The organism is Pseudomonas quercus, assembly GCF_012033695.1.
Taxonomy (GTDB): domain Bacteria; phylum Pseudomonadota; class Gammaproteobacteria; order Pseudomonadales; family Pseudomonadaceae; genus Aquipseudomonas; species Aquipseudomonas quercus.
The window spans coordinates 261,854-286,906 of the sequence record NZ_JAAVJI010000003.1; the positions used below are offsets into that span (position 1 = coordinate 261,854).

General features: G+C 58.8%; 23 protein-coding genes and 1 tRNA gene. 13 read left to right on the top strand and 11 right to left on the bottom strand.

Annotation, left to right across the window (positions count from 1 at the left end):
* Positions 1-92 precede the first annotated feature (92 nt).
* From secB to HBH25_RS07600, 3 genes are read right to left on the bottom strand one after another with little or no spacing between them, the layout of a single operon-like run.
* Positions 93-578 (bottom strand): protein-export chaperone SecB, encoded by a 486-nt coding sequence (gene secB, locus HBH25_RS07590; RefSeq protein WP_168083111.1) that lies wholly within the window; start codon positions 576-578, stop codon positions 93-95.
* Between the two features lie 31 nt (positions 579-609).
* Positions 610-861, bottom strand: coding sequence for a glutaredoxin 3 (gene grxC, locus HBH25_RS07595; RefSeq protein WP_168083113.1), 252 nt, complete (start codon positions 859-861; stop codon positions 610-612).
* 1 nt (position 862) lies between these two features.
* Complete coding sequence (locus tag HBH25_RS07600) at positions 863-1,276, bottom strand: rhodanese-like domain-containing protein (RefSeq protein ID WP_168083115.1); 414 nt, start codon at positions 1,274-1,276, stop codon at positions 863-865.
* 193 nt (positions 1,277-1,469) lie between these two features.
* Here HBH25_RS07600 and gpmI point away from each other — a divergent pair, with 193 nt between their 5' ends.
* The 5 genes from gpmI to HBH25_RS07625 all read left to right on the top strand — a co-directional run bounded on the left by gpmI (position 1,470) and on the right by HBH25_RS07625 (position 9,785).
* Entirely contained in the window at positions 1,470-3,005 is a 1,536-nt protein-coding gene (gpmI, locus tag HBH25_RS07605) for a 2,3-bisphosphoglycerate-independent phosphoglycerate mutase (protein ID WP_168083117.1), read from the top strand.
* A gap of 95 nt (positions 3,006-3,100) precedes the next feature.
* The gene (locus HBH25_RS07610) at positions 3,101-4,387 is read left to right on the top strand and encodes a murein hydrolase activator EnvC family protein (RefSeq protein WP_168083119.1); all 1,287 of its coding nucleotides are present in this window, start codon (positions 3,101-3,103) and stop codon (positions 4,385-4,387) included.
* A 35-nt stretch (positions 4,388-4,422) separates the two neighbouring features.
* Positions 4,423-5,775: a S41 family peptidase gene (locus tag HBH25_RS07615; protein WP_168083121.1), complete on the top strand. Its 1,353-nt coding sequence runs from the start codon at positions 4,423-4,425 to the stop codon at positions 5,773-5,775.
* Between the two features lie 4 nt (positions 5,776-5,779).
* On the top strand, positions 5,780-6,544 hold the full coding sequence (locus HBH25_RS07620; RefSeq protein ID WP_168083123.1) for a divergent polysaccharide deacetylase family protein: 765 nt from the start codon (positions 5,780-5,782) through the stop codon (positions 6,542-6,544).
* A gap of 85 nt (positions 6,545-6,629) precedes the next feature.
* Complete coding sequence (locus HBH25_RS07625) at positions 6,630-9,785, top strand: trypsin-like serine peptidase (protein WP_168083125.1); 3,156 nt, start codon at positions 6,630-6,632, stop codon at positions 9,783-9,785.
* A gap of 49 nt (positions 9,786-9,834) precedes the next feature.
* On the opposite strand, the gene hisF is transcribed toward HBH25_RS07625, so the two are convergent.
* The 5 genes from hisF to HBH25_RS07650 all read right to left on the bottom strand — a co-directional run bounded on the left by hisF (position 9,835) and on the right by HBH25_RS07650 (position 14,579).
* The gene (gene hisF / locus HBH25_RS07630) at positions 9,835-10,605 is read right to left on the bottom strand and encodes an imidazole glycerol phosphate synthase subunit HisF (protein WP_168083127.1); all 771 of its coding nucleotides are present in this window, start codon (positions 10,603-10,605) and stop codon (positions 9,835-9,837) included.
* 95 nt (positions 10,606-10,700) lie between these two features.
* Complete coding sequence (gene hisA / locus HBH25_RS07635; RefSeq protein ID WP_168083129.1) at positions 10,701-11,438, bottom strand: 1-(5-phosphoribosyl)-5-[(5-phosphoribosylamino)methylideneamino]imidazole-4-carboxamide isomerase; 738 nt, start codon at positions 11,436-11,438, stop codon at positions 10,701-10,703.
* Positions 11,439-11,542: 104 nt separating this feature from the next.
* A complete protein-coding gene (gene hisH / locus HBH25_RS07640; RefSeq protein ID WP_168083131.1) occupies positions 11,543-12,181 on the bottom strand; it encodes an imidazole glycerol phosphate synthase subunit HisH in 639 nt (212 codons plus the stop codon).
* Positions 12,181-12,774 (bottom strand): imidazoleglycerol-phosphate dehydratase HisB, encoded by a 594-nt coding sequence (gene hisB, locus HBH25_RS07645; RefSeq protein WP_168083133.1) that lies wholly within the window; start codon positions 12,772-12,774, stop codon positions 12,181-12,183. Before hisB ends, hisH begins: the two co-directional genes overlap by 1 nt.
* 146 nt (positions 12,775-12,920) lie before the next feature.
* Entirely contained in the window at positions 12,921-14,579 is a 1,659-nt protein-coding gene (locus tag HBH25_RS07650) for an OFA family MFS transporter (RefSeq protein ID WP_168083135.1), read from the bottom strand.
* A gap of 326 nt (positions 14,580-14,905) precedes the next feature.
* On the opposite strand from HBH25_RS07650, the gene HBH25_RS07655 reads away from it, so the two are divergent.
* From HBH25_RS07655 to HBH25_RS07680, 6 genes are all read left to right on the top strand, one after another.
* Positions 14,906-17,122, top strand: a complete 2,217-nt coding sequence (locus HBH25_RS07655; protein WP_168083137.1) for an AsmA family protein — start codon at positions 14,906-14,908, stop codon at positions 17,120-17,122.
* On the top strand, positions 17,119-18,186 hold the full coding sequence (gene mutY, locus HBH25_RS07660; protein ID WP_168083139.1) for an A/G-specific adenine glycosylase: 1,068 nt from the start codon (positions 17,119-17,121) through the stop codon (positions 18,184-18,186). Before HBH25_RS07655 ends, mutY begins: the two co-directional genes overlap by 4 nt.
* Positions 18,183-18,455 carry an oxidative damage protection protein gene (locus HBH25_RS07665; RefSeq protein WP_168083141.1) on the top strand — a complete coding sequence of 91 codons (273 nt, stop codon included), beginning with the start codon at positions 18,183-18,185 and terminating at the stop codon, positions 18,453-18,455. The genes mutY and HBH25_RS07665 overlap by 4 nt, the downstream gene beginning before the upstream one ends.
* 91 nt (positions 18,456-18,546) lie before the next feature.
* A tRNA-Phe gene (locus HBH25_RS07670) sits at positions 18,547-18,622 on the top strand.
* 103 nt (positions 18,623-18,725) lie between these two features.
* Complete coding sequence (locus tag HBH25_RS07675) at positions 18,726-19,166, top strand: hypothetical protein (RefSeq protein ID WP_168083143.1); 441 nt, start codon at positions 18,726-18,728, stop codon at positions 19,164-19,166.
* Between the two features lie 192 nt (positions 19,167-19,358).
* On the top strand, positions 19,359-19,712 hold the full coding sequence (locus HBH25_RS07680; RefSeq protein ID WP_168083145.1) for a hypothetical protein: 354 nt from the start codon (positions 19,359-19,361) through the stop codon (positions 19,710-19,712).
* A 75-nt stretch (positions 19,713-19,787) separates the two neighbouring features.
* On the opposite strand, the gene gabP is transcribed toward HBH25_RS07680, so the two are convergent.
* Positions 19,788-21,182 (bottom strand): GABA permease, encoded by a 1,395-nt coding sequence (gabP, locus tag HBH25_RS07685; protein ID WP_168083147.1) that lies wholly within the window; start codon positions 21,180-21,182, stop codon positions 19,788-19,790.
* Between the two features lie 454 nt (positions 21,183-21,636).
* Between gabP and HBH25_RS07690 the strand changes: the two genes are divergently transcribed.
* Complete coding sequence (locus HBH25_RS07690) at positions 21,637-22,389, top strand: transporter substrate-binding domain-containing protein (RefSeq protein WP_168083149.1); 753 nt, start codon at positions 21,637-21,639, stop codon at positions 22,387-22,389.
* 2 nt (positions 22,390-22,391) lie between these two features.
* A complete protein-coding gene (locus HBH25_RS07695; protein WP_168083151.1) occupies positions 22,392-23,591 on the top strand; it encodes a methyltransferase in 1,200 nt (399 codons plus the stop codon).
* A gap of 94 nt (positions 23,592-23,685) precedes the next feature.
* On the opposite strand, the gene HBH25_RS07700 is transcribed toward HBH25_RS07695, so the two are convergent.
* Together HBH25_RS07700 and HBH25_RS07705 are read right to left on the bottom strand one after the other, a co-directional pair.
* On the bottom strand, positions 23,686-24,312 hold the full coding sequence (locus tag HBH25_RS07700; protein ID WP_168083153.1) for a response regulator transcription factor: 627 nt from the start codon (positions 24,310-24,312) through the stop codon (positions 23,686-23,688).
* A 31-nt stretch (positions 24,313-24,343) separates the two neighbouring features.
* On the bottom strand, positions 24,344-25,024 hold the full coding sequence (locus tag HBH25_RS07705) for a molecular chaperone (RefSeq protein WP_168083155.1): 681 nt from the start codon (positions 25,022-25,024) through the stop codon (positions 24,344-24,346).
* Positions 25,025-25,053: the final 29 nt, after the last annotated feature.

Consider the following 25,053-nt stretch of genomic DNA (forward strand, 5'->3'; position numbering starts at 1 on the left):
GCCTGCGCTGTCGTAAGTCGCGAGCAAGTGCATTGCCCTCTGCCGAGAACAAAAAAACGCCCCGAAGGGCGTTTTGGTAGAGCGCATTGCACTTAGGCCTGAGGCGCTTCGCCGGCTTCCTGCATACGCTGCAGTTCCTGCGCGTAGAGGGCGTCGAAGTTGACCGGGGCCAGCATCAGCGCCGGGAAAGAACCGCGGGTAACCAGGCTGTCCAGGGTTTCACGGGCATACGGGAACAGGATGTTAGGGCAGAACGCACCCAAGGTGTGGCTCATGGCGCTAGCGTCCAGGCCCTTGATCATGAAGATACCGGCCTGCTGAACTTCAGCGATAAAGGCCACTTCTTCACCGTTTTTCACGGTAACCGACAGGGTCAGCACCACTTCGTGGAAATCACCGTCCAACGCCTTCTGGCGGGTGTTCAGGTCCAGGGCAACGCTTGGTTCCCACTGCTGGCGGAAGATCGCAGGGCTTTTCGGGGCCTCGAAGGAGAGGTCGCGAACATAAATACGCTGCAGCGAGAACTGAGGGCCTTCAGCCTCTTCGTTAGCTGCGCTGTTAGTAGCTTGATCAGTCATGACAGGTCCTTCTTGTAAGGTAGGGTTGGGTTCAGCGCAACAGCGGGTCCAGCTTGCCTGCCCGCTCCAACGCATACAGGTCGTCGCAGCCGCCAACGTGATGGTCGCCGATCCAGATCTGAGGCACAGAGGTGCGCCCGGCCTTGCGGGCCATGTCCGCACGCAGCTGAGGCTGGCCATCCACACGGATTTCCTCGAAGGCAACACCCTTCTTGGCCAGCAGTGCCTTGGCACGGCTGCAATACGGGCACCAATCGCTGGAATAAACGACTATCTGAGGCATATCACTTCACCAGGGGCAGGTTATCGGCGCGCCAGCTGGAGATCCCCCCAGACAGCTTGGCAGCGGTATGGCCGCTTTTGAGCAGGTCCCGGCAGACCGTGCCGGCGTGCTGGCCCATGGCGTCGACAATGATCAGGGTTTTGCCCTTGTGCTTGTCCAGTTCCGCCGTGCGGGCGGCCAGCTTGTCTTGAGGGATGTTCAGCGCGTCGACGATATGGCCAGCGGCGAAATCCTTCTTGGCACGGATGTCGATCACCACGCCTTTGTCAGCGTTCACCAATGCAGTCAGCTCGCGTGGGCTGAGGCTGCGGCCACCACGGCTGCTTTCGAGCACAAGTAGCAACACCAGCAGGATGACGAAAAGACCGACAAGCAGGTAGTGATTGGTAGCGAATTCCAGCAAGTGAGCGACCATCGACAACTTCCAGAGCATTAAAAATGGCGGCCAGTATACACAGCGCCACAGCCCGGCCAAAGCCCACCCGGCGCCTGTTTCATGGAACCGTACCCCGCTTGCAGGGTCTGCAAGAGCACGCCTGGGTACTCATGGCGTGCCTGATTGGCCTAAGATACCTATCCCTACCCTTCGACAGCCGCGAGTGGAATCCATGACAGCCACGCCAAAACCTCTGGTCCTGATTATCCTGGACGGCTTTGGGCACAGCGACAGCCACGAATACAACGCCGTGTATTCAGCCAGCAAGCCGAACCTGGACAGGCTGGTGCACACCCATGCCAATGGCCTGATCTCAGGCTCGGGCATGGACGTGGGCCTGCCGGACGGGCAGATGGGCAATTCTGAAGTAGGCCACATGAACCTTGGCGCAGGCCGTGTGGTGTACCAGGACTTCACTCGGGTGACCAAGGCCATTCGTGACGGTGAGTTCTTCGAAAACCCTACTATTTGCAGTGCAGTCGACAAAGCGGTCGGGGCAGGCAAGGCCGTGCACATCATGGGCCTGCTATCCGATGGCGGTGTACACAGCCACCAAGACCACATTGTGGCAATGGTGGAGCTGGCAGCCCGTCGCGGCGCCGAGCACATCTACCTGCATGCGTTTCTGGATGGCCGAGACACACCCCCAAAAAGCGCTGAAAGCTCCATCACGCTGCTGGAAGATACGTTCGCGCGCCTGGGCAAGGGCCGCTTCGCCAGCCTGATCGGCCGTTACTTTGCCATGGACCGCGACAATCGCTGGGACCGTGTGAGCGCCGCCTACAACCTGATTGTGGACGCTGCTGCCGACTACCATGCTGCCAATGCCTCCGAAGGCCTGGAAGCGGCCTATGCACGGGGTGAGAGCGACGAATTCGTCAAGGCCACTACCGTGGGCCAGCCTGTAACAGTGGAAGACGGCGATGCCGTGGTGTTCATGAACTTCCGCGCCGACCGTGCCCGGGAACTCTCCCGCGTGTTCGTGGAAGACGGCTTCGCTGACTTCGAGCGCAAGCGCCAGCCCAAGCTGGCAGGCTACGTGGGCCTGACCCAGTATTCGGCCAAGATTCCGGCACCTGCAGCGTTCGGCGCCAGCAGCTTGAAGAACGTACTGGGCGAATACCTGGCCAACAATGGCAAAACCCAGCTGCGCATTGCCGAAACGGAGAAGTATGCACACGTCACCTTCTTCTTCTCGGGCGGGCGTGAAGAACCGTTCGAAGGCGAAGAGCGCATCTTGATTCCGTCGCCCAAGGTCGCCACCTACGACCTGCAGCCAGAGATGAGCGCACCGGAAGTAACCGACAAGATCGTCGACGCTATCGAACACCAGCGTTACGACGTGATCGTAGTCAACTATGCCAACGGAGACATGGTGGGCCACAGCGGCATTTTCGATGCTGCCGTCAAAGCAGTGGAATGCCTGGACACCTGCGTGGGCCGGATCGCCACGGCACTGGAAAAAGTGGGTGGCGAAGCCCTCATCACGGCCGACCACGGTAACGTCGAGCAGATGGAAGACAAGTCCACCGGCCAGGCGCACACGGCACACACCACCGAACCCGTGCCTTTCATCTACGTGGGCAAGCGCCCCCTGAAGGTAAGAGAAGGTGGGGTACTGGCAGACGTAGCGCCTACCATGCTCAAGCTGCTGGGCCTGGAAAAACCCGCAGAGATGACCGGCACGTCGATTCTGGTCGATGCCTGAGAGGTTGCGAAACAGGGCGCGCACGGCGCGCCCTTTTGATTGCCGATGCCGCCGGGCATACTAGGCCGACTTTCTACTTGGTAACGACCTGCCCAATGCTCCGCGCCCTTGCCTTTATTGCCCTTGCGGCCCTGACCTTTCCTGCCTTGGCAGATGACCGTACCCAGACCCAGCAGCAGATCGAAGCCACGCGGCAAGACATCAATGAGCTGAAAAAGGTACTTGGCCAGCTTCAGGAGCAGCGGGCCGATGTGCAAAAAGACTTGCGCGGTACTGAAACCCAGATGGGCACCTTGCAAAAACAGGTAGATGCCCTTCAGGAACAGCTGAAGAAAACCGAAAGCGAGCTTCAGCGGCTCGAAACCGAGAAAAAAAAACTCCAGAGTTCGCGCGCTGAACAGCAAAAGCTGATCGGCATCCAGGCACGTGCCGCCTATCAGGGTGGGCGGCAGGAATACCTTAAACTCCTGCTCAACCAGCAAAACCCTGAGCAGTTCGCCCGCACGCTCACCTATTACGACTACCTGAGCAAGGCGCGCCTGGACCAGCTCAAGGCCTTCAACGACACCTTGCATCAACTGGCCGGGGTAGAGAAGGACATCCAAATGCAGCAGGCACAGTTGCTGGTTCAACAAGGCACCCTTGAAGAGCAGCGTGCGCAGCTTGATGACGTGCGCAAGCAACGCCAGGTCGCCCTGGCCAAGCTCAATGCCGACTACAGCGCCCGCGACGACAAGCTTCAACGCCGCCAGCAGGACCAGGCAGACCTGCAAAAGGTACTGGCGACCATTGAAGAAACCCTTGCCCGGCAGGCCCGTGAAGCCGAAGAAGCCCGGCGCAAGGCATTGCTGGCTCAGCAGCAGGCCCAGCAGGAAGAAGAACGCCGGCAGCGTGAAGCCGCCGTCGCCAAGAATGACCCTGCGCCAGTATCCAAACCCAAGCCAACGCCGGGTATAAGCGTCAGCACGGGCGAAACCTTCGGTGGCGCATTCGCTTCGGCCCGCGGAAAACTTCCATGGCCGGTTGATGGTCGACTATTGGCGCGCTTCGGTGACACACGCGGCGATGAACGTACCCGTTGGGACGGGGTAATGATCAGTGCGGCGGCAGGCACCTCGGTTCGCGCCGTACACGGGGGGCGCGTGGTCTTTGCAGACTGGTTGCGCGGGGCGGGCCTTCTGGTCATTCTGGACCACGGTAATGGCTACCTCAGCCTGTATGGCCATAACCAGACGCTACTCAAGAGTGCGGGAGATGTAGTCAAGGCTGGTGAAGCGATCTCTACGGTCGGCACCAGCGGTGGGCAGGACACGCCAGCATTGTATTTCGCCATTCGACAGCAGGGCCGGGCAACCGACCCCGCTCAGTGGTGCCGCAGTTAGCGGTGCCGGTCACACAGGATCAGGAGTTGTTCGACATGCTGCATTCGTCCCGCCTTTCCAAGCTGGCCCTTGCCTTGATGGTAGCTGTGCCGCTGGCGAATGCCGCCGGCCCCGCTGCTACGCCCACGCCTGCAGCCGCACCCGCTGCTACCGCGCCGGCTACCGTGCCGGCTACCGCACCGGCTGCCAAACCACCCCTGCCCTTGGACGAGTTGCGTACCTTTGCCGAAGTGATGGACCGCATTAAGGCAGCCTACGTGGAGCCAGTGGACGACAAGACGCTGCTGGAAAATGCCATCAAAGGCATGCTCAGCAACCTGGACCCTCACTCGGCCTACCTGGGCCCGGAAGACTTTGCCGAATTGCAGGAAAGCACCAGCGGCGAATTTGGCGGCCTGGGCATCGAAGTGGGTGTTGAGGACAACTTCATCAAGGTGGTATCGCCCATCGATGACACGCCGGCGACCCGAGCTGGGATCGAAGCCGGTGACCTGATCGTGAAGATCAATGGCCAGCCTACGCGTGGCCAGACCATGACCGAAGCCGTGGACCAGATGCGCGGCAAGGTAGGCGAAAAAATCACGCTGACCCTGGTGCGTGATGGCGGCCAGCCCTTCGACGTGACCCTGGCCCGCGCCATCATTCAGGTAAAAAGCGTGAAAGCGCAGCTGCTTGAAGACGGCTATGGCTATATCCGCATTACCCAGTTCCAGGTCAAGACCGGCGAAGAAGTAGGCGCTGCGCTGGCCAAGCTGCGCAAGGATAACGGCAAGAAGCTCAACGGCCTGGTGCTGGACCTGCGCAATAACCCAGGTGGCGTGCTGCAAGCTGCCGTTGAAGTCGCTGACCACTTCCTCACCCATGGCCTGATCGTGTACACCAAAGGCCGCATCGCCAACTCTGAATTGCGCTTCAATGCCGACCCGGCAGACGCCAGCGAAGGGGTGCCACTGGTGGTGCTGATAAACGGCGGCAGCGCATCGGCGTCGGAGATCGTGGCGGGCGCGTTGCAGGACCAGAAACGTGGCGTACTGATGGGCACAGACAGTTTCGGCAAAGGGTCGGTGCAAACCGTGCTTCCACTGAACAACGACCGCGCGCTCAAACTCACCACGGCGTTGTATTTCACACCCAATGGCCGTTCGATCCAGGCCCAAGGGATTGTCCCGGACGTAGAAGTGCGCCGCGCCAAAATTACCCGTGAGCAGGACCAGGAGACCTTCAAAGAAGCGGACCTGCAGGGCCACTTGGGCAATGGTAATGGTGGTGCAGACCGGCCAACCGGCAGCGCAACCGCTGACAAGAAGGCACGCCCACAGGACGACGACTTCCAGCTCAGCCAAGCCCTCAGCCTGCTCAAAGGCCTGAAGGTCACCCGCGGCAACTGAGCCTATGCGCACTTGGCTGCTGGCTGGCCTGCTCGCCCTGTCATGGGGCGGGCAGGCCCAAGCCGATGGACCACCTGCGTACCTGAGCCTGATCATCGATGACTTGGGGCAGAACACATCCCGCGATGCTCGCGCCTTGGCGCTGCCTGGCCCTGTGACCCTGGCGGTGATGCCAGACACCCCTCATGCTGCCGACTTCGCTCGTGACGCTCATAAAGCGGGCAGAACCGTGATCGTGCACATGCCCATGGACCCCGCCGGCGGGCCTTTTGCGTGGGCCCCTGGCTTGAGTGACGAGCAACTGCGGGAGCGGCTGGCGGCAGCGTTCAAGGCCGTGCCCTATGCGGCCGGGCTTAACAACCATGAAGGCAGCCGCATGACAGCCGAACCCGGCGCCATGGCGTTGCTGGCGGGCGAGTTGCAGCAACGCCAGCTGTTCCTGGTGGACAGCCGCACCAGCGCCGCTACGCAAGCGGCGGCACAGGCACAAGCCATCGGCCTGGCCAGTGTGTCGCGCGATATATTCCTGGATGACGAACGCACCCCACAGGCCATTGCCAACCAGTTGGACAAGGCCGTGGCGCTGGCCCACAAGCAGGGTTCAGCGGTAGTGATTGGGCACCCCTACCCCCAGACCCTTACCGTGCTAGAGCAGGCCCTGCCCGGGCTCAAGGCTCGGGGTGTGCAGATGATCAGCATTAGGCAGATGATTGCCGAGCGAGGGAACCAAGCGATGCGGGGGCATGGAAAGAATGGGCGTTATCACTGAGCTTTTTAAGCAATTTGCCAATTAACGCTTTGAATTTTCCACTATAAATTTGGTGTTTTGGATACTGATTACCTAAGAATCGAAAATGCCAAGCACAATACAAAACCAAGCCTCATATCATGCTACCCCTGCTAATCACCTAACGAGTGAAATCGACAATACGACTTACTCCACCCTTCAGAACTTAAAAGAAGCTAGATGCGCTACTCACAAGGCGCTTCAAACTACAAATCAACAATACAAGCATGCCGAAGAAGAACATAAAGCCAATACACCCTGGTGGCGGCAGCTAGGTGCGGTAAGAGGCTCAGAAAAAATGTCTCAACTCCACCACCGACAAGTGGAACTGACCAAGCAATTAGAGGGACAGGATGAAAAGCTAGCTAATTTTCAAATAGGTGCCATGCGTCATGAGTTTGATAATTCATTAGCACGTGTTTTGGGGGTGTCGGTAAAAGAGGTAAACCTACTGACAGCCGAACAGAAACTTGAGCAAATCAGGAAGTTTTCGGATCAATTCCCAGCACAGACCCTGGAACGGTTTGAAAATTTCGAAATTGGCTTCGGGCTGATGGTGGAGCAGGAAAGAGATAAACAAAATAGTCCGATGAGGGCATGGCTTGAATCAGGACTGTGCCATCTACTACCCAACGCATTACACTTGGGACAGCATTTGGACTCCATCCCATTAGATGATTGGTTGAAATTACCTATTCCAGGGGCGGAGGCAAGCCTCGTCACTGGCAAACGATCAATTTCGCCTTCACCGCGTAACTGCCCTATATTCGAAGAGCTTCACGCGCTGAGTCAATCATTCGAAAGTTTGCAGAATAAAACAGAGCATTTTATGGCTAATATTGGCCTGGAAGATTACTGGCCAGAACAAACCGAACACCCTGTAGCCTTCAACCTGTTGACCGGTTTGCCTGAGTTCCCCAAAGATTTCGCTATCCGTATATTTAACCCCAAAGGCGAACGCCTTTCGGATTACACACCCAGCCCAGCCGCTGAGCAGCTTAATTTTATCAACCTGACCTTTCACCCTGATGGTAAGTTTTCTTCTGCAGGCCAGGCGGCCTGTAAGGACCCACTCGCACACATAGTACCTGGGCTACCGTCTTATTCAGACCTAGGCAAAGGGCGGGATTTTTCAGGCGCAAAATCCACCAAAGGCCAGGCAGTGATCATTCGTGAAAAATTGAAAGGCGCCGCTGAAAAATCTCCTGTGGGCATTTATAAGGCAATGAGGAACACTCATGCTGACTCCCCCCACTGGTCCCCCAATGCCGGGCAGCTAGGAAGTAACAGCTTGAACGCCAAGCTAATGGCCGAGTTTCCTAAGGTCCCAGAAAGCCTTATAGAGCATATCCTCGCCAATCATGCCCTCTCTGAAGCGCAGCGTAACCATTACCTCTACGAAGGTGGCAGTTGCCCCGCCACACTCTATACAGCGCTGCGGCAGGTAAGCGCCGACTTGGAACACATTGCCCAAACCGCTCGTGACCAAGACTACATTCGCCATCCACGTACCTATGATTCACAAGCTGATGCTCGACTACGCGCCACAGCCGCGCAGGCGCTTAAGGGCATTGGGCTTTCATTGCATATTCTCAAACCAGGTGAACAACCCGCACCTGATAAGCTGGGAACATCCGTTACGCTCTATGACTACCGCAAGGGAAGTTACAGTGCATCACCTTCAGAGCGTCCGTATGTAAAGACCGACGCCAAAACCGACAGTTTTTTCACAGCACTGCGGTCGGTATTGTCCGATACCCATCTTACCCAGCTCGGCCTTGCACCAGACAGTGATTCGCTCGCCTTACGAACGCGGCTTGCCGATAACCTGGTTCCTCCTCTTGAGTGTGCTCCTCCCGTGCGTTTGCACTTGCCACCCGACCCTCCTCAAGACCAATTCAAATGGAATAAAGATTGGGGGCGCGGTTACGGAAATTATGAAGCGCAGGCCGAACCTTTGAACAATCATGATAGCCAGAACAGCCGCTATAACGCGGTAGGTCGGCTGAATAATCGCTGTACGGCATTTTTGGTAGACGGCCCTGCTGAAAAACCCGCCCAAATTATTACAAACGCCCATTGCGTAGACCTGAAACCTGGTGAAGTCGTTGAGAACGTAAAACTCAATGCACTTGTAGAATTTGGCGCCTTTCAAGATAAGCCTCCATTTATAGCCAGGACCGATCAAGTCAAATACGGCAATTACCGCAATAGTGATTTGGCCATTATAGATTTAAAGGAAAGCCCTTCTTATTTAGTTGCTAACAACGTGACGCCCTTCATCCTGACGTCTGACGTGAAATATATGACCCCTATTGGTCATGACCTCGTCATCTCGGGCTACCCGGGCAACTCACATAGCGAAGACCTTCAACTCAGCACGTGTGTACGCAGAGAAACCGCGCTTCGGCATTATCATGGCCAAGTCATTAGCCACGACTGCCGGAAAATAATCGGAGGTGCGTCCGGCAGCCCAATCATCGATCGAACCACGGGGCAAGTGATCGCAGTAAGTAGCCAAGGCCGTATCGATGGACTTGGCGGGCTTGGCGTCCCTACCTTCCAGTTAAATAACTGCCTTGGTCCAAACGCCTCTGAAGAGCAGTGCATGTTATTACCGGCTAGCAAAGTAGAGGTGACAGGGAAGCTTGCCTTCAGAAAACCTAAAGAGCCTTTTCAAAGTCGCTCTATCGAAGCGAAGATCGTATCTGACCACCCATACGTACTAAACAAGGTAGTTACCAATCCTAATGACTGCAGGCACAGTGATAATTACGATCTGCTCATACGCACCAATCAACAAGAGAAACTGATCGAGATGAAAGACCCTACACAAGACAACTTTCTTTGCACTATCCCATTATCATCGCCAAACACCACTCTGACCCCAGGCAAGCTGCACAACACATTAATCACGCCAGTAGAGTCCCTGCCGGTAGGGCCAACCGAGCAGCCTTCCATTTTTGTTAAGCCAATAGGGGCAGGATATTATGACTTGGAAGTAAAGAGCTCAGGACAACTGCACGCCAAACAGGGCAAGGCCTTAAAAGTGGATTGTGCTGACCCTAAAGGATATAGGCCTGAGGCTCAAGGCAAGATCCAGATGTACGCAGGCCGTAAGGACATAGTTTATTGCGCAAAAAATGTCGACCCTGACGGACAAGAGTCCAAGCCTGCCAGGGTGTTAATGGGCTACTCGTTCTGGAGCACCATCAATACATAATCAAAGGCGTTCTCCGGCGCGGGTAGGCCTGGGCCAGAATTGCCTGGGCCTAGCGCACTATGATCCCCTGCGCCGCCATAAACGCCTTGGCTTCGGGCACGGTGTATTCCCCGAAGTGGAAAATACTGGCCGCTAGCACAGCGCTGGCATGGCCCTCGATAACCCCGTCGGCTAGGTGCTGAAGGTTGCCCACACCACCGGAGGCAATCACCGGAATACCCAATGCATCGCTGATAGCGCGGGTTACGCCCAGGTCGAAGCCATTCTTCATGCCATCCTGGTCCATGCTGGTGAGCAGGATTTCACCTGCGCCCAGCCCTTCCATTTTCTTCGCCCACTCCACCGCATCCAACCCAGTAGGCTTGCGCCCGCCATGGGTGAAGATTTCCCAGCGCGGCACTTCACCCGGCCCGGACACTTTCTTGGCATCAATGGCGACCACAATGCATTGCGAGCCAAAGCGCGAGGCGGCTTCGCCTACGAATTCAGGCGTGAACACGGCTGCGGTATTGATGGACACTTTGTCTGCGCCCGCGTTGAGCAGGTTACGGATGTCCTGAACGGTGCGTACACCACCGCCTACGGTCAGCGGGATGAATACCTGGCTGGCCATGCGCTCCACCGTGTGCAGCGTGGTATCACGGCCATCTACGCTGGCGGTAATGTCCAGAAAGGTGATCTCGTCCGCACCCTGCTCGTCGTAGCGGCGAGCGATTTCCACAGGGTCGCCAGCGTCACGGATGTTCTCGAACTTTACCCCTTTCACTACCCGGCCGTTGTCCACGTCCAGGCAAGGGATGATGCGTTTAGCCAAGGCCATGGGGCCTCCTTGTGTGTGGGGCTGTAGGCGCCAGGCTTGCCTGCGCCAGGGCCTGAAAGCGCACGCAAGCGTTGCGCCTACAGTGTGTCTAGGGCTTAGCCTTGGTAGTTGTCGCAGAATGCCTGGGCTTCGGCCACGTCCAGTGTGCCTTCATAGATAGCACGGCCGGTGATGGCGCCGATGATACCTGGCGCCTTGGCATCCAGCAGCGCCTTGATGTCACTCAGGTTGTGAATACCGCCCGATGCGATTACGGGAATACGAGTGGCGGCGGCCAGTGCTGCCGTGAACGGTACGTTGCAGCCTTGCATCATCCCGTCCTTGGCAATGTCGGTGTACACAATGGCCGACACACCATCGGCTTCGAAGCGCTTGGCCAGGTCGATCACCTGCACGGTGCTCACTTCGGCCCAACCGTCAGTGGCCACGAAACCATCTTTTGCATCCAGGCCCACGATCACCTTGCCAGGGAACGCTTTGCACGCTTGGGCTACGAACTCGGGCTGCTTCACCGCTTTGGTGCCGATGATCACGTAGCTCACACCCGCCTTCACGTAGTGTTCAATGGTTTCAAGGGAGCGGATACCGCCACCGATCTGGATAGGCAGGTGCGGGTAGCGCTTGGCAATGGCCGTAACGACCTCGCCATTGACCGGCTGGCCTTCGAAGGCGCCGTTCAGGTCCACCAGGTGCAGCCGGCGGCAACCGCCGTCCACCCACTTGGCAGCCATGCTGACCGGGTCATCGGAGAACACCGTGGAATCGTCCATACGGCCCTGGCGCAGGCGTACACAGGCACCGTCTTTAAGATCGATAGCGGGAATGATCAACATTTCAGGGATTCCTTCGGGATCAGCTTCAAGCTGTAGGCGCAACGCTTGCGTGCGCTGGCGGGACAGGCGCAGGCAAGCCTTGCGCCTACAGGCTATAAAAATTCTTACCAGCGCCCATCCCAGGCGGCGAAATTCTGCAGTAGCTGCAGGCCGTGGGTGTGGCTTTTCTCGGGGTGGAACTGCACGGCGAAGCGCGAGCCTTCGGCAAGCGCCGCAGCGAAGGCCTTGCCATAGTGACCGCGGCCAACCACCTGTGACGGCTTGCCCGCTTCGATGTAGTAACTGTGTACGAAGTAGAAGCGCGCCTGATTCGGGATGCCATGCCAGAGAGGGTGTTCTACCGGCAGCTCGATCTCGTTCCAGCCCATGTGCGGCACCTTCAGGTGCTCAGTGCCTTCATGCAGATCCTTGCCAAAGAACCGTACCTGGCCTGGGAACATGCCGATGCAGTCTACGCCATCGTTTTCTTCACTGCGCTCCATGAGCGCCTGCATGCCCACACAGATGCCCAGGAAAGGGCGGTCCTTGCTGACTTCCTGCACCAAGGTATCGAAGCCCAGGCGACGGATTTCGGCCATGCAATCGCGGATAGCGCCTACCCCTGGGAACACGATGCGGTCGGCTTCACGAATCACCGCAGCGTCGCTGGTGACCAGCACCTTGCCAGCGCCCACGTGTTCCAGGGCCTTGGCTACGGAGTGCAGGTTGCCCATGCCATAGTCGATAACGGCTACTGTCTGCATCAGAGCACACCTTTGGTGGACGGCATCTGGCCGCCCATACGCTCGTCCACTTCCACGGCCATGCGCAGCGCGCGGCCAAATGCCTTGAACACGGTCTCGATCTGGTGGTGGGTGTTGTGCCCACGCAGGTTGTCGATGTGCAGGGTTACATTGGCGTGGTTCACAAAGCCTTGGAAGAACTCCTGGAACAGGTCCACATCGAAGCGGCCAACCACCGCACGGGTATAGGGCACATGCATCTGCAGGCCGGGGCGGCCAGAGAAGTCGATGACTACACGCGACAGGGCCTCGTCCAGCGGCACATAGGCATGGCCATAGCGGCGAATGCCCTTTTTATCACCCACGGCGCGGGCAAAGGCCTGGCCCAGGGTAATGCCGACGTCCTCGACGGTATGGTGGTCGTCGATGTTCAGGTCGCCCTTGCACTCGATGTCCAGGTCGATCAGCCCGTGGCGGGCGATCTGGTCCAGCATGTGTTCAAGGAAAGGCACCCCAATATCGAACCGGGCCTTGCCAGTGCCATCCAGGTTGATCGAGGCTTTGATCTGGGTTTCCAGGGTATTGCGCTCGACGAACGCCTTACGTTCGGCCATCACCAACTCCGCAACAATCATTCAGCGAAAAAGGGGCACAGTATAGGCGCATACGGCGCATGGCATGAAGCGAACCGCGACGAAGAAACGAAAAACCCCGCTTGGCTGTTCGGCCAGGCGGGGTTTGTGGTGTTACAACTGGCGTATCAGAACAGCACAGCCGTTTTCTGGATGGTGATCAATATCCCCCAGGCCAACGGAATGCCAACGGCCAGCCAGGCGGCGATCACCAGCGGGCGTGTGCCAGGTGCAGCGCTCCACTCCAGCACGGTGGAACCGTTGGCGGTCTTGTCGTGGCTGAGGGCACGTTCACGGGCCAGTTCGTCTGGCGTCATGAAGTACTTGTCCGCTACCGGGCGAATCAGCGCATTGCAGATAAAGCCCAATACCAGCAGGCCAGACAGGATGTACAGCGTGATGTCATACACCGCAGCACGTTCAACACCAATGCTCAATTGGTATTCACGCAGGTAGTTCACCAGCACCGGGCCCAGCACACCCGCCGCAGCCCAGGCAGTCAGCAAACGGCCGTGGATAGCGCCCACCATTTGCGTACCGAACAGGTCTGCCAGGTAGGCTGGTACGGTTGCAAAACCACCGCCGTACATGGACAGGATGATGCAGAACGCGGCCACGAACAGCGCTACGTTGCCCAGGTGGCCCAGGTTTGGCACCAATGCGTACAGCGCAACGCCCAAGGTAAAGAACACGAAGTAGGTGTACTTACGGCCAATGTAGTCCGAGAAAGAGGCCCAGAAGAAGCGGCCACCGATGTTGAACAGGCTGAGCAGGCCGGTGAAGCCCGCAGCAATGGCAGCGATCTGCGCCAGCTGCGCAGGTGACAGCTCGCTGAAGGTCTGATTGGTGCCAATCAGCTTGCCGGCAAATACTTCCTGCAGCAGCGGCGAGGCCATGCCCAGGATGCCGATACCCGCCGACACGTTCAGGCACAGCACCAGCCATACCAGTACGAACTGAGGTGTTTTCCAAGCCACGCTTACGTGCACATGGCGGTCGGTGATCATGGTGTTGCCGGCTTTCTTGGCCACGGCGGTCCAGCCTTCAGGCTTCCAGCCGGTTGGAGGTACGCGGTAGGTCAAGGCACCACCAATCATGAACACGAAGTAAATCGCGGCCATTACCAGGAAGCTCTGCCATACACCCACGTCGGTAGGCGTCGCAAAGTGAGACATCAAGGCCGTGGCCAGCGGTGCGCCCACCATGGCGCCACCCCCAAAGCCCATGATCGCCATACCGGTGGCCATGCCGCGCTTATCCGGGAACCACTTGATCAGGGTCGAGACCGGCGAGATATAGCCCAGGCCCAGACCGATACCGCCGATCACGCCCGAACCGATCCACATGAGCCAGATCTGATGGGTATGCACGCCGATGGCCGACAGCACCAGGCCGCCACACCAGCACAGGGCCGATACCACACCGGCCTTACGCGGGCCGGCATGTTCCAGCCAGCCACCCCAGATGGCTGCCGAGCAGCCCAGGAAGATGAAGAACAGGGTGTAGATCCAGCCCAGCATGGAAATGGGCCAGTCGCAGTCCGACGCAAACACCTGACTGATAAAGCCCATGTCTGCCGGGCAGGCTACGGCCTTGCTTACACCTACGGCCTTGGACAGCGGCAGCCAGAAAACGGAAAACCCGTAAGCCATGCCGATGCACAAGTGAATGGCAAGGGCGGCCGGCGGTACCAGCCAGCGGTTGAACCCTGGCTTGGCAATGATACGTTCCTTGGCGAAGAAACCCGGCTGGTCAGCCGAGCCCGCCCCATGTGTGTGTTGAGTCATGTACTACCCCTAGTTGTGATTGGCTCGCGGCCGTTGCACCAGGCATTTGCCTGCTGCACAGAGGGCTACCCCGATCTTGATGCCCACGGCACTGATCGTGTTATCGGCAGCACTCTCGAAAACGCGACAAACTGACGCACAAAGCTTACGCGCGGCGAAGATTAAACATTTGTTCAGTGCGATGGAAGCAATCTGATATCGCGTTTTTGACCGCTTTGGGGCGTGCTCATAACCAAAATGCCCACTGGCACTACGTCAGACGCTTGGCGCAGTAGCAAACCGTTATACTCGCGGTAATCAACCTTATGAACTACAAGGACCCGCCCATGAAAGCGTTCGGCAAAATCCTGGGGCTTGTCATTCTCGGGCTGTTGCTGATCGTGGTGGCTCTGGGCTTTGCCCTGACCCACTTTTTCGATCCCAACGACTATAAAAGCGAGATCCGCCAACTGGCCCGCGACAAGGCCCATGTGGAGCTGACCCTCAATGGCGACATCGGCTGGAGCCTGTTTCCCTGGCTTGGCCTGGAGTTGCATGACGCCAGCGTGGCCACCCTCGCCCAACCACAGCAGCCTTTTGCCAACCTGCAGTTGCTCGGCTTGTCGGTACGGGTGCTGCCGCTGCTGCGCCATGAGTTGCAGATGAGCGATGTACGCGTGGATGGCCTGGACCTGAACCTGGTTCGCAACGCCCAAGGCCATGGCAACTGGGAAGACTTCGGCAAGCCACTGCCTAGCGAAGCCGCGCCTGCTGCGCCTGATAGCAGCCCTGCAGAGGCACCCAGCAGCCCTGATCGCAGCCGCCCGTTGAAGCTGGATATCGATAGCCTTACTGTGAATAACGCCCGCGTGGCCTACCTGGACGAACACAGCGGCCGCAGCTTTACCGCCGAAAGTATCCAGCTGAGCACAGGGGCCGTGCAGCCGGCGACGGACATTCCGGTTACCCTCACCGCCTTCCTGGGCACCAATCAGCCCGAGTTGCGCGCCCGCACCGAGCTCAAGGGCACCCTGCGCTTCGACCCTTCAGTGCAGCGTTACCAGTTCGAAGACATGCGCCTGGGAGGCGAACTGTCCGGCGCCCCACTGCAAGGCAAAACCATCACGTTTGCGGCGCAAGGCCAGCTGCTGGCGGATTTGGCAGCAAATGTTGCCGACTGGAACAACCTCAAGCTCTCGGCCAACCAGTTGCGTGCCTTGGGCGAGCTTCATGTTCGCGACCTGGACACCACGCCACAGCTCAGCGGCGCGCTCTCTGTGGCGCAACTGGATGTACGAGCCTTCCTGGACGGTATTGGCCAGGCGGCGCCTGCCACAGCAGACCCCACCGCGCTGACACAGGTGGAGCTGGTGAGCACCCTCAAGGGCAACGCCAACGCCCTGGCCCTGGAAGACCTGAACATCAAGCTGGACGGCAGCACCCTCACGGGCCGTGTGGCAGTGGATGACATCGCTGCACAGGCGCTACGCATCACGTTGCAGGGCGACACCTTGAACCTGGACCGCTACCTGCCGGCGCAAAGCGAAGAAGCCAAAGGCACGGCAGCGGCACGCCAGGCCGAAGTGCAAGGCAGTGAAGCTGCGGCGATGGCCAGCGGAGGCAATTCGCCCTTGCCCGATGCGCCTGGCCGCCAGGCCTGGAGCGATGACCGGCTGTTCCCCATTGAGCGCCTGCGGGCCATTGACCTGCAAACCGAACTCAGCCTGAACCAGTTGACGCTGCAAAAGCTGACTATCGACAAAGCCCATCTCACTGCGACAGGCCACGGCGGCCTGCTTAACCTGCAAGGGCTGAGCGGGCAGATCGCACAAGGTGACTTCAATGCCAGCGGCACCTTGGACGTGCGCCCCGACGTGCCTGCGCTCAGCCTGAAGACCAAGCTAAACAGGGTGCCAGTGGATGTGGTACTTGCCACCCATACCAACCCGCCACCGGTACGCGGCCTGCTTACGCTGGATGCTGCCTTTACCGGCGCGGGCAATAGCCAGAAAGCCTTGGTTGACACCCTTAATGGCAATGGCCGCTTTACCGTCGACAATGGCGTGCTAGTGAATGCCAACCTGGAGCAGCAGCTGTGCCAGGGTATCGCTTTGCTCAACCGCAAAACCCTTACCAGCGAACCGCGTGGCCGTGACACACCCTTCCAGCGCCTGGAAGGCAGCCTCACCGTGCGAGACGGCGTGGCCAACAACCCAGACTTCAAAGCCAGCATCCCTGGGCTGCGGGCCAGCGGCAACGGTGATATCGACCTGCGCGTGCTGGGCCTGGATTACCGCGTGGGCGTAGTGGTGGAAGGCGAAAGCGGCAACATGGCCGACCCGGCCTGCGAAGTGAACGACCGCTTTGCCAACCTGGAACTGCCAATCCGCTGCCGTGGCCCCTTGGAGCTGGGCGCCCGCGCCTGCCGTGTGGACCGCGACGGCCTTGGGCAACTGGCAACCCAGGCGGTACGTAACCGTGTGCAGGAGAAGATAGAAGACAAGTTGGGCGACAAGGTGCCTTCCGAGCTGAAAGATGCCCTCAAAGGGTTGTTCAAACGATGAGGCCTGAGCACTTTTCCAGCGCCGTGCTGAAGTGGTTCGATGTACACGGCCGACACGACCTGCCGTGGCAGCAACAGATCAACCCGTACCGCGTGTGGGTGTCGGAGATCATGCTGCAGCAGACCCAGGTGAGCACGGTGCTCAACTACTTCGACCGCTTCATGACCGCCCTGCCCACCGTTCGGGACCTGGCCGAGGCCCCTGAAGACGAAGTGCTGCACCTGTGGACCGGGCTGGGCTATTACACCCGCGCTCGCAACCTGCAAAAGGCGGCACGCATTGTAATGGCTGACTACAACGGCGAGTTTCCATGTGACCCGGCGTTGTTGGAAACCTTGCCTGGCATCGGCCGCTCCACGGCTGGCGCCATCGCCAGTATCAGCATGGGGCTGCGAGCGCCCATTCTGGATGGCAATGTGAAGCGTGTGCTGGCCCGCTACACCGCCCAGGCGGGCTACCCCGGCGAACCCAAGGTCGCCAAAGCCCTCTGGGAGGCCGCCGACCGCTTTACCCCCCATGCGAGGGTCAACGACTACACCCAGGCAATGATGGACCTGGGCGCAACCTTGTGCACCCGCACGCGCCCCACCTGCCTGCTGTGCCCACTGCGTGAAGGCTGCCGTGCCCACTTGCTAGGCGAAGAAACCCGCTACCCGGCGCCCAAGCCACGCAAAACGCTGCCACAGCGGCAAACGTTGATGCCGCTGCTCAGCAACGGCCAGGGCGCCATTCTGCTGTACCGTCGCCCATCTACGGGCTTGTGGGGCGGGCTGTGGAGCCTGCCGGAGCTGGACAGTTTCAGCGATATTCAACACTTGGTCGCTCAGCACGACCTCACGCTGCTCGACACCCAGGCCTTGCAAGGCCTGACGCATACTTTCAGCCACTTCCAGTTGAGCATAGAGCCCTGGCTGGTACGGGTAGACGCCCGCGCCGCCCACGTGGCCGAGGCCGACTGGCTTTGGTATAACCTCGCCACCCCGCCGCGCCTAGGCCTGGCTGCCCCAGTAAAAACACTGCTGGAGCGCGCGGCTGTTGCCTTGCATGCAGGAGAAACCCCATGACCCGCACCGTGATGTGCCGCAAGTACAAAGAAGAACTGCCCGCCCTGGAGCGCCCACCCTACCCCGGCGCCAAGGGCGAAGACATCTACCAGCATGTATCCCAGAAGGCCTGGGCCGACTGGCAGAAGCACCAAACCCTGCTGATCAACGAGCGCCGCCTGAACATGATGAACGCCGAGGACCGCAAATTCCTTCAAGGCGAGATGGAGAAGTACCTGTCTGGCGAGGAGTACGCCAAAGCCGACGGCTACGTTCCACCCGCTGAATAAGGGGGTTGGCGCGTAAGCGACGGGAAAGATTAAAATTTTTTTGCACCGACGCTTGACGCAACCCTGAAAAACCCGTTTAATGCGCCCCGTTGCCCAGGTAGCTCAGTTGGTAGAGCAGGGGATTGAAAATCCCCGTGTCGGCGGTTCGATTCCGTCCCTGGGCACCAAATACCAAAACCCCTGAATCGCAAGGTTCAGGGGTTTTTTGCTTCAAGCAGGTTTGGCTACGCTTACCACGCCCCTTTTCACGCCGGCACAGGAGCCGCCCTTATGTCCTCCGATCGCAAGCAGCAGAAGAAACATAAGCGTGCGTCGTCCAAGGCTCGCCAGAACCGTATCCAGCGTAACAACCAGCCGGACGCGCCAAGGGAGAAAAACCCGGACGCCCTGTCGCCTGAATTCGTGAGCATGGAAGAGTTCTTCGAAGGCGGGCTGGAGACAGGCGCCTTCGAAGACCTGTTTGCGGCCATGGCGGCCGTGGAGAAAGAGGGCCAGGAAGCGGTGGCCTTTGCCTTCCTCACCGAGTCGCCTCTGCCCATGGTGATCGACAACTATTCCGAAGACGATGTCTCGGACCTGATCGTTTCCCTGTGGATTGCCTACTACGAGAAGCACCATGGCTTGAGCGAGGACGATGCCATGGCGCGGATCGAAAGCACCGAGTTCACAGAAGCCTATGTAGCGGCTGCCGCGGCTATTGCCGAGGCCTGATAAGCCTAGCAACGCGCGGCAGAGTGCTTGTGGGAGCCTGCGAAACGCTAGTGCAGCGGGCGAACAAGCAAATCCCCTCTGCACTCAACACAAGCCCTTACACAACCTTTACCATCCCCAGACCGCGCTTTACACAGCAAAGGTGTTTCATACGTCCATGGCGCTACCCAAGCCGGCGCCGAAGGAGACACCATGTTTGCGAAGTTGACCAAAGCCGTACTGCTCTCCACTTGCCTGGTGGGCGCTGGAGTGGTGGGCACTGCCTCGGCAGACGAGCGCAACCTGATAGTGCCAGCCATCGCAGGCGCTGCGGTCGGCGCGCTGATTGCCAGCAGCTGGGATAATGGCGGCCACCACCATCGCCACGAAGCACGCCGGTATTACGAAGAGCGTTACTACGCACCGCCTCCCCCACGGCAGGTGATGTACGTACCTGCGCCTCCACCGGTGGTGTACTACCGCCGTGCCCCGCAGCCTGTCTATTACCAGCCTGGTCCGCCGCCTCGCCATTGGGGCCACTACCGCGACGAAGGCCCACGCTGGTAACACGAAAACCGGTAATACGAAAAAGGCCGTTACCTCTTCAGGTAACGGCCTTTTACTTGCCGCAGCGAACGAAGGTCAGCGGCTCAGCACGGCACGGCCATGGGCAGCAGCCTTGCGACGGCGGGCCACAATCAACCCTGCTGCCACAACAGCAATGGTGAGCAAACCGGTGGCAACGATTTCCACGCGGTGGTCTTCCTGGCGGAACATTTCTACCAACACGCCAATGATGAACAGAATCACTAGGTAGGTCAGGCCAGGGAACAGCCACATCTTGAAGGCCAGCTTCTCTCCACGGGCTTCGGCCTGGCGGCGCATGCGCAGTTGAGAGAACGCGATCACCAGGTACACCAGCAACGCAATGGCGCCCGAGCTGGCCAACAGGAAGTCGAACACGGCGGCAGGCGCAACATAGTTGGCGAAGGTGGCCAGGAATGCAGCCGCTGTGGACAAGATGACGGCCGCGTAAGGCGTACTAGCACGGGACGTGCGCTGTGCCACCTTGGGCGCATCGCCACGTTTGCTCAGGGAGAAAAGCATGCGAGACGAGGTATAGAGTGCCGAGTTCAGGCAACTGGTCACGGCCACCAGCACCACGATGTCTACGATCAGTTTCGCGTTAGGTACACCGATCAGGTTCAGCACAGTCTGGTACGAACCCAATGCCGGCAGTGAAGGATCGTTCCACGGCACCAGGCCGACTACCAAGAAGATCGAAAGCAGGTAGAACAGGCAGATACGCCAGATCACCGAGTTGGTGGCCTTGGAGATCTGACGGCCCGGGTCGCGAGATTCGGAGGCCGCGATGGTCACGATTTCCGTGCCCATGAACGAGAACATGGTGGTCAGCATGGCGGCAACTACAGCGCCCAAGCCGTTCGGCATGAAGCCTTGAACATCGGTAAGGTGGCTAACGCCGCTGACCTGGCTACCCGGTACAAAGCCGAACGCTGCGCCCAGGCCCAATACGATGAAGGCAATGATCGCAATGATTTTCAGCAGGGCGAACCAGAACTCGAACTCACCGTAGTTCTTCACACTGAACAGGTTGGTCACGGTCAGCACGGCAGTAATGATCAGCGCGAAGACCCAGATTTGAACGTCTGGAATCCAGGCGTGGAGAATGCCCGCAGCAGCGTTGGCTTCCAGCGGAATCACCAGCACCCAGAACCACCAGTACAGCCAGCCGATGGTGAAGCCTGCCCAATGCCCGATGGCGCGGTCGGCATAAGTGGAAAACGAACCGGTGTCTGGCGAAGCCACTGCCATTTCACCCAACATGCGCATCACCAGCACCACTAAGGTACCGGCTGCAGCGTAGGCCAGAAGCACAGCGGGGCCCGCTTGAGCGATGGCATGGCCAGAACCGACGAACAAGCCTGCCCCGATAACACCTGCGATGGACAACATGGTCACATGGCGAGGTTTCAGGCCTTGGGCAAGCCCGCCGGCGTTTTGAATACTGCTCATAGGTGTACCCTTCCGAGAAAGCGATTTGTCCAACGCGTGCACCGGGCCCTACCGCTGTGTGGGACAAGCAACGCGCTGTTGGATTTTTTTTACGCAAGAAGTGCGCCAAATTGATGCAAAATAGTTCAAACCCGCAGACCAGCGGGGGTTGGCGCTTGAAGCTAAAACGATTTAGCCATAGGACATATTGTCGCGTTACCACAAAAGCATTACCAGAGTACCCAGGCAATGCTCTGAATGTGCCCTGTTTTAGACCGCCAGGTAACACCCTCGCCCATTCGCGGTGCAACCTCAGCTGCCTTTTCTCCAAGGGCAGTGCAACCTTTCCTCACGTTTTTGTGATCGCGTTCGATAAATAAAATGTCGCAACCTTGGCCGTAAAGCACGTGATGTTTCTGCATTAGCCGTTGTCGAAGCCCGTACACCTTGCTGCATTGCCTTTGGAGTTTGCTACATGCCCCGATTTTTCAGTTCGCTGGTGGGTTGCGTTCTGGCCCTGACCTGCCTGTCTTCGGCGTACGCGGTCGATAAGCTGCGCATGGGTATGGAAGGTAGCCATCCCCCCTTCAACGACACAGATGCCAGCGGGCAGGTGGTAGGGTTCGATGCAGACATCGGTGCTGCACTCTGCGCCAAGATGAAAGTGGAGTGCGAGATTGTTACGGCAGATTTTGAAAACCTGATCCCTGCCTTGAACAACAACCAGTACGACTTTCTGATCTCTTCGCTTTCCGTCACTGAAGACCGCAAGCAGCAAGTGGATTTCACTGACCCCTACTACACCAACAAACTGCAGTTCATCGCTGCGGCCAGTAGTGACCTTTCTGGCACACCCAGCAGCTTCATGGGCAAGACACTGGGGGCTCAGCAAGGGACCCTGGCGGCCAGCTGGCTGGCAGAGAACGCTGCCGACGTTGCCATTGTGCAAAGCTTTTCCACCCAGGAAGAGCTGTACGTAGCGCTGACAACCGGGCAGATCGATGGCGCGCTGGCAGACAAGTACTCCAGCTACGAGTGGATGCGTACCGACGCGGGCAAAGGCTATGAGCTCAAAGGCGAACCTGTGAAAGACGGCGACCAGATCGCCATTGCCACGCGCTTGAACGACCCCCTCCGTACCCGGCTGAACTTGGCCCTCAAGGACATCATCCAGGACGGCACCTACAAGAAAATCAACGACAAGTACTTTCCGTTCAGCATTCGTTGACCGTGCACGCTGTCGATGGGCTGGAGGCTCGATTCTTCGCACTGCAGGCATTCTTGAATACCCATGAGGGGCTGTGGAAGCCACGGCCCTTCACGCACCTGCAATTGCCTTGGGAAACACAGCACCCCGCCTTGGCCCAGTGGCTTCGTAGCCAGTCTTTGGAAGACGCCGAGGCAGCAGCAGAGGTGCCTGTACCTGCACAGGCGCCTGAGCTTCTACGCGGCCTCGCCGAACAAGGCCTTGCGCTCTCGCAGCTAGGCAGCCTGCCTACCCTGGAGTTACCTCCAGCACTCCACCGACTGGAGCGCGAGGTACCTGGCCGTAAGTGGGAACAAGTGGAGGCGTTTTCGCGCCACCTGCCCTTCGCTCACTCAGTCACCCATTGGGTGGACTGGTGCGGTGGCAAGGGGCACCTGGGGCGCAGGCTGGTGCAGCCTGGCCAGGCCCTGACCTGCCTGGAATGGGACCCTGCCCTGGTAAGCGCGGGCCAGGCCCTTAGCGACCACCACCGCCTGCACGCCCGGCACCAGTTGCAGGACGTATTAGCCGCCGATACGCCGTTGCAACCTCATCACGTACCGGTTGCTTTGCATGCCTGCGGCGACCTGCATGTACGGCTGCTGCAAAAAGCCGTTGAACAGGGTTGTGGACACTTGGCATTAGCACCCTGCTGCTACAACCGCACCCAGGCCGACGCCTACGTACCTTTGTCAGATGCAGGCCGTACCAGGCCATTGATATTGAACCGTGAGGACCTGGCTTTAACTGCCAGCGAAACGGTCACTGCAGGCGCACGCGAGCGGCGCCAGCGCGATACCTCTATGGCACGGCGCCTGGGGTTCGATCTAGTGCAGCGGCACGTGCGCGGCCAAAACGCTTACTTGCCTACGCCGTCATTGCCTGCCCACTGGCTGAACGAGACGTTCGCACAATACTGCCTTCACCTGGCAGCGCTCAAAGGCGTGGCATTAAGCCCCAACGAAGCGTGGAGCACTTGGGAAGCTCAAGGCTGGCAACGCCTGGCGCAGGTGCGCAACCTGGAGCGGGTACGCAACCTGTTCCGCCGGCCCCTGGAACTGTGGCTGGTACTGGACCGTGCATTGTATTTGCGGGAGCACGGTTATGACGTGCAGGTAGGGCTGTTTTGTGAACCCAGGCTAACGCCGCGCAACCTGATGGTCCTGGCGAGCAAGCCTGGATAACCTGTGGATAAGCCTGTGAAGAACCTTTTAGCACATACGCTCGCACTACCGGCACGCAGGCACTAGGCCTTTTTGCTAGCGTGTGCATAGCCATTCAAACAAGGTGATGGCGACGGGCAAGGTCTGCCAGGCAAACCAGTGAATCCACCTTGAGCTTGGCCACTAGTCTCGATTTGTAAGAGCTGACCGTTTTATTGCTCAGTAACAAGGCTTCGCCGATTTGGATGTTAGTGAACCCCATGGCGAGATAACGCAAAACCGCCAACTCCCTCGCGGACAAGCGTGCTATCCGCTCTTGCTCGGTAGGGCCACCCAAGGCCGGCGTTACCTGCCCCAAGAAAGGTTTAGGGAAAAAGATATAACCCGATACCAGGGTACGTACCGCCTGACGAAAGTCCTCCGGCTGGTGTGTTTTGGTCAAAAAGCCCGCAGCGCCGGCCTTCATGCAGCGCTCGGCGCTGTATTCAGCGGGATAGCTGGTGAGCACCAGAATATCCGTGTCGAACCCCAGCTGTTTGATGCGGCTGATGACTTCGATGCCATCCAGCCCTGTTACGGCGATTTCCATCACGATCAGCTCTGGCTCAAGCTTGCGCGCCAGCGCCAGCGCTTGCACACCATCGCTGGCATGGGCAAGGGTCTTGATGCCTTCCTCAGCCAACAGGTTCTCCACGATAGTACGGATGTAGGGCTGGTCATCAACGATCAGTGCATTACGCATAGGGGTCTCCTTACCATACGCCACACCTTGCTTAACGCTGGTGACGCGTGCGTTGGCTGCCTTCAACCAGCGTGAAGCAGAACCGCTGCGAGGGCGCAGCCGTTTCAGTGAATGTCTGGCCAGGCCTTACATGAACGGTTCTGCCTTGCCCGCAGCCTGTTTCAGCGCGGTAGGTGGAAAAGTCTTCCAAGCGCACGGTGGTGTTGCCCTGGTTGGTCACGCGCACTTCCCCCTCCCGCTGCTGGAGCCGGGTATCGAAGCGCGCGGGTGAAGGCCCCACCAGCACAACCCCACCGATGGCCTTGAGCACGCCTACTTGTGCTTCGATTGCGTTAAGGTATTGCGCTCGCTCTTCATTCCCCAGGCCGAACGTGTCGTCCTTGGAAGGTACTACTGGGACAAAGCGCAGGCGAAAGTAACGCTCGGTGGTTCGAGCACCACGGTAGACCAGGCGGATGTCACGGCTGCCCTCGGCAGGCACGATCAACCGGCCAGGGCTGGCGATCAGGGGCCGATCGGTGCCTTCGAGCACCTGCTCTACCGAGTCGCCCTTGGCGTTATAAGTGATCTCTGCCACCTCTACCCGCACGAACGCCGTCTCGTTGCCCAGATTACGAACGCGCTTGGTGAAGGTTGAACGCGTGGGGGCCAGGTAGTCATACAGGGCACCGGTATTCAGCTCGGGCATGGCCATCACTGGCGAAGCGGCCATAGCCAGCCCGGCGCACACACCACAGAGGA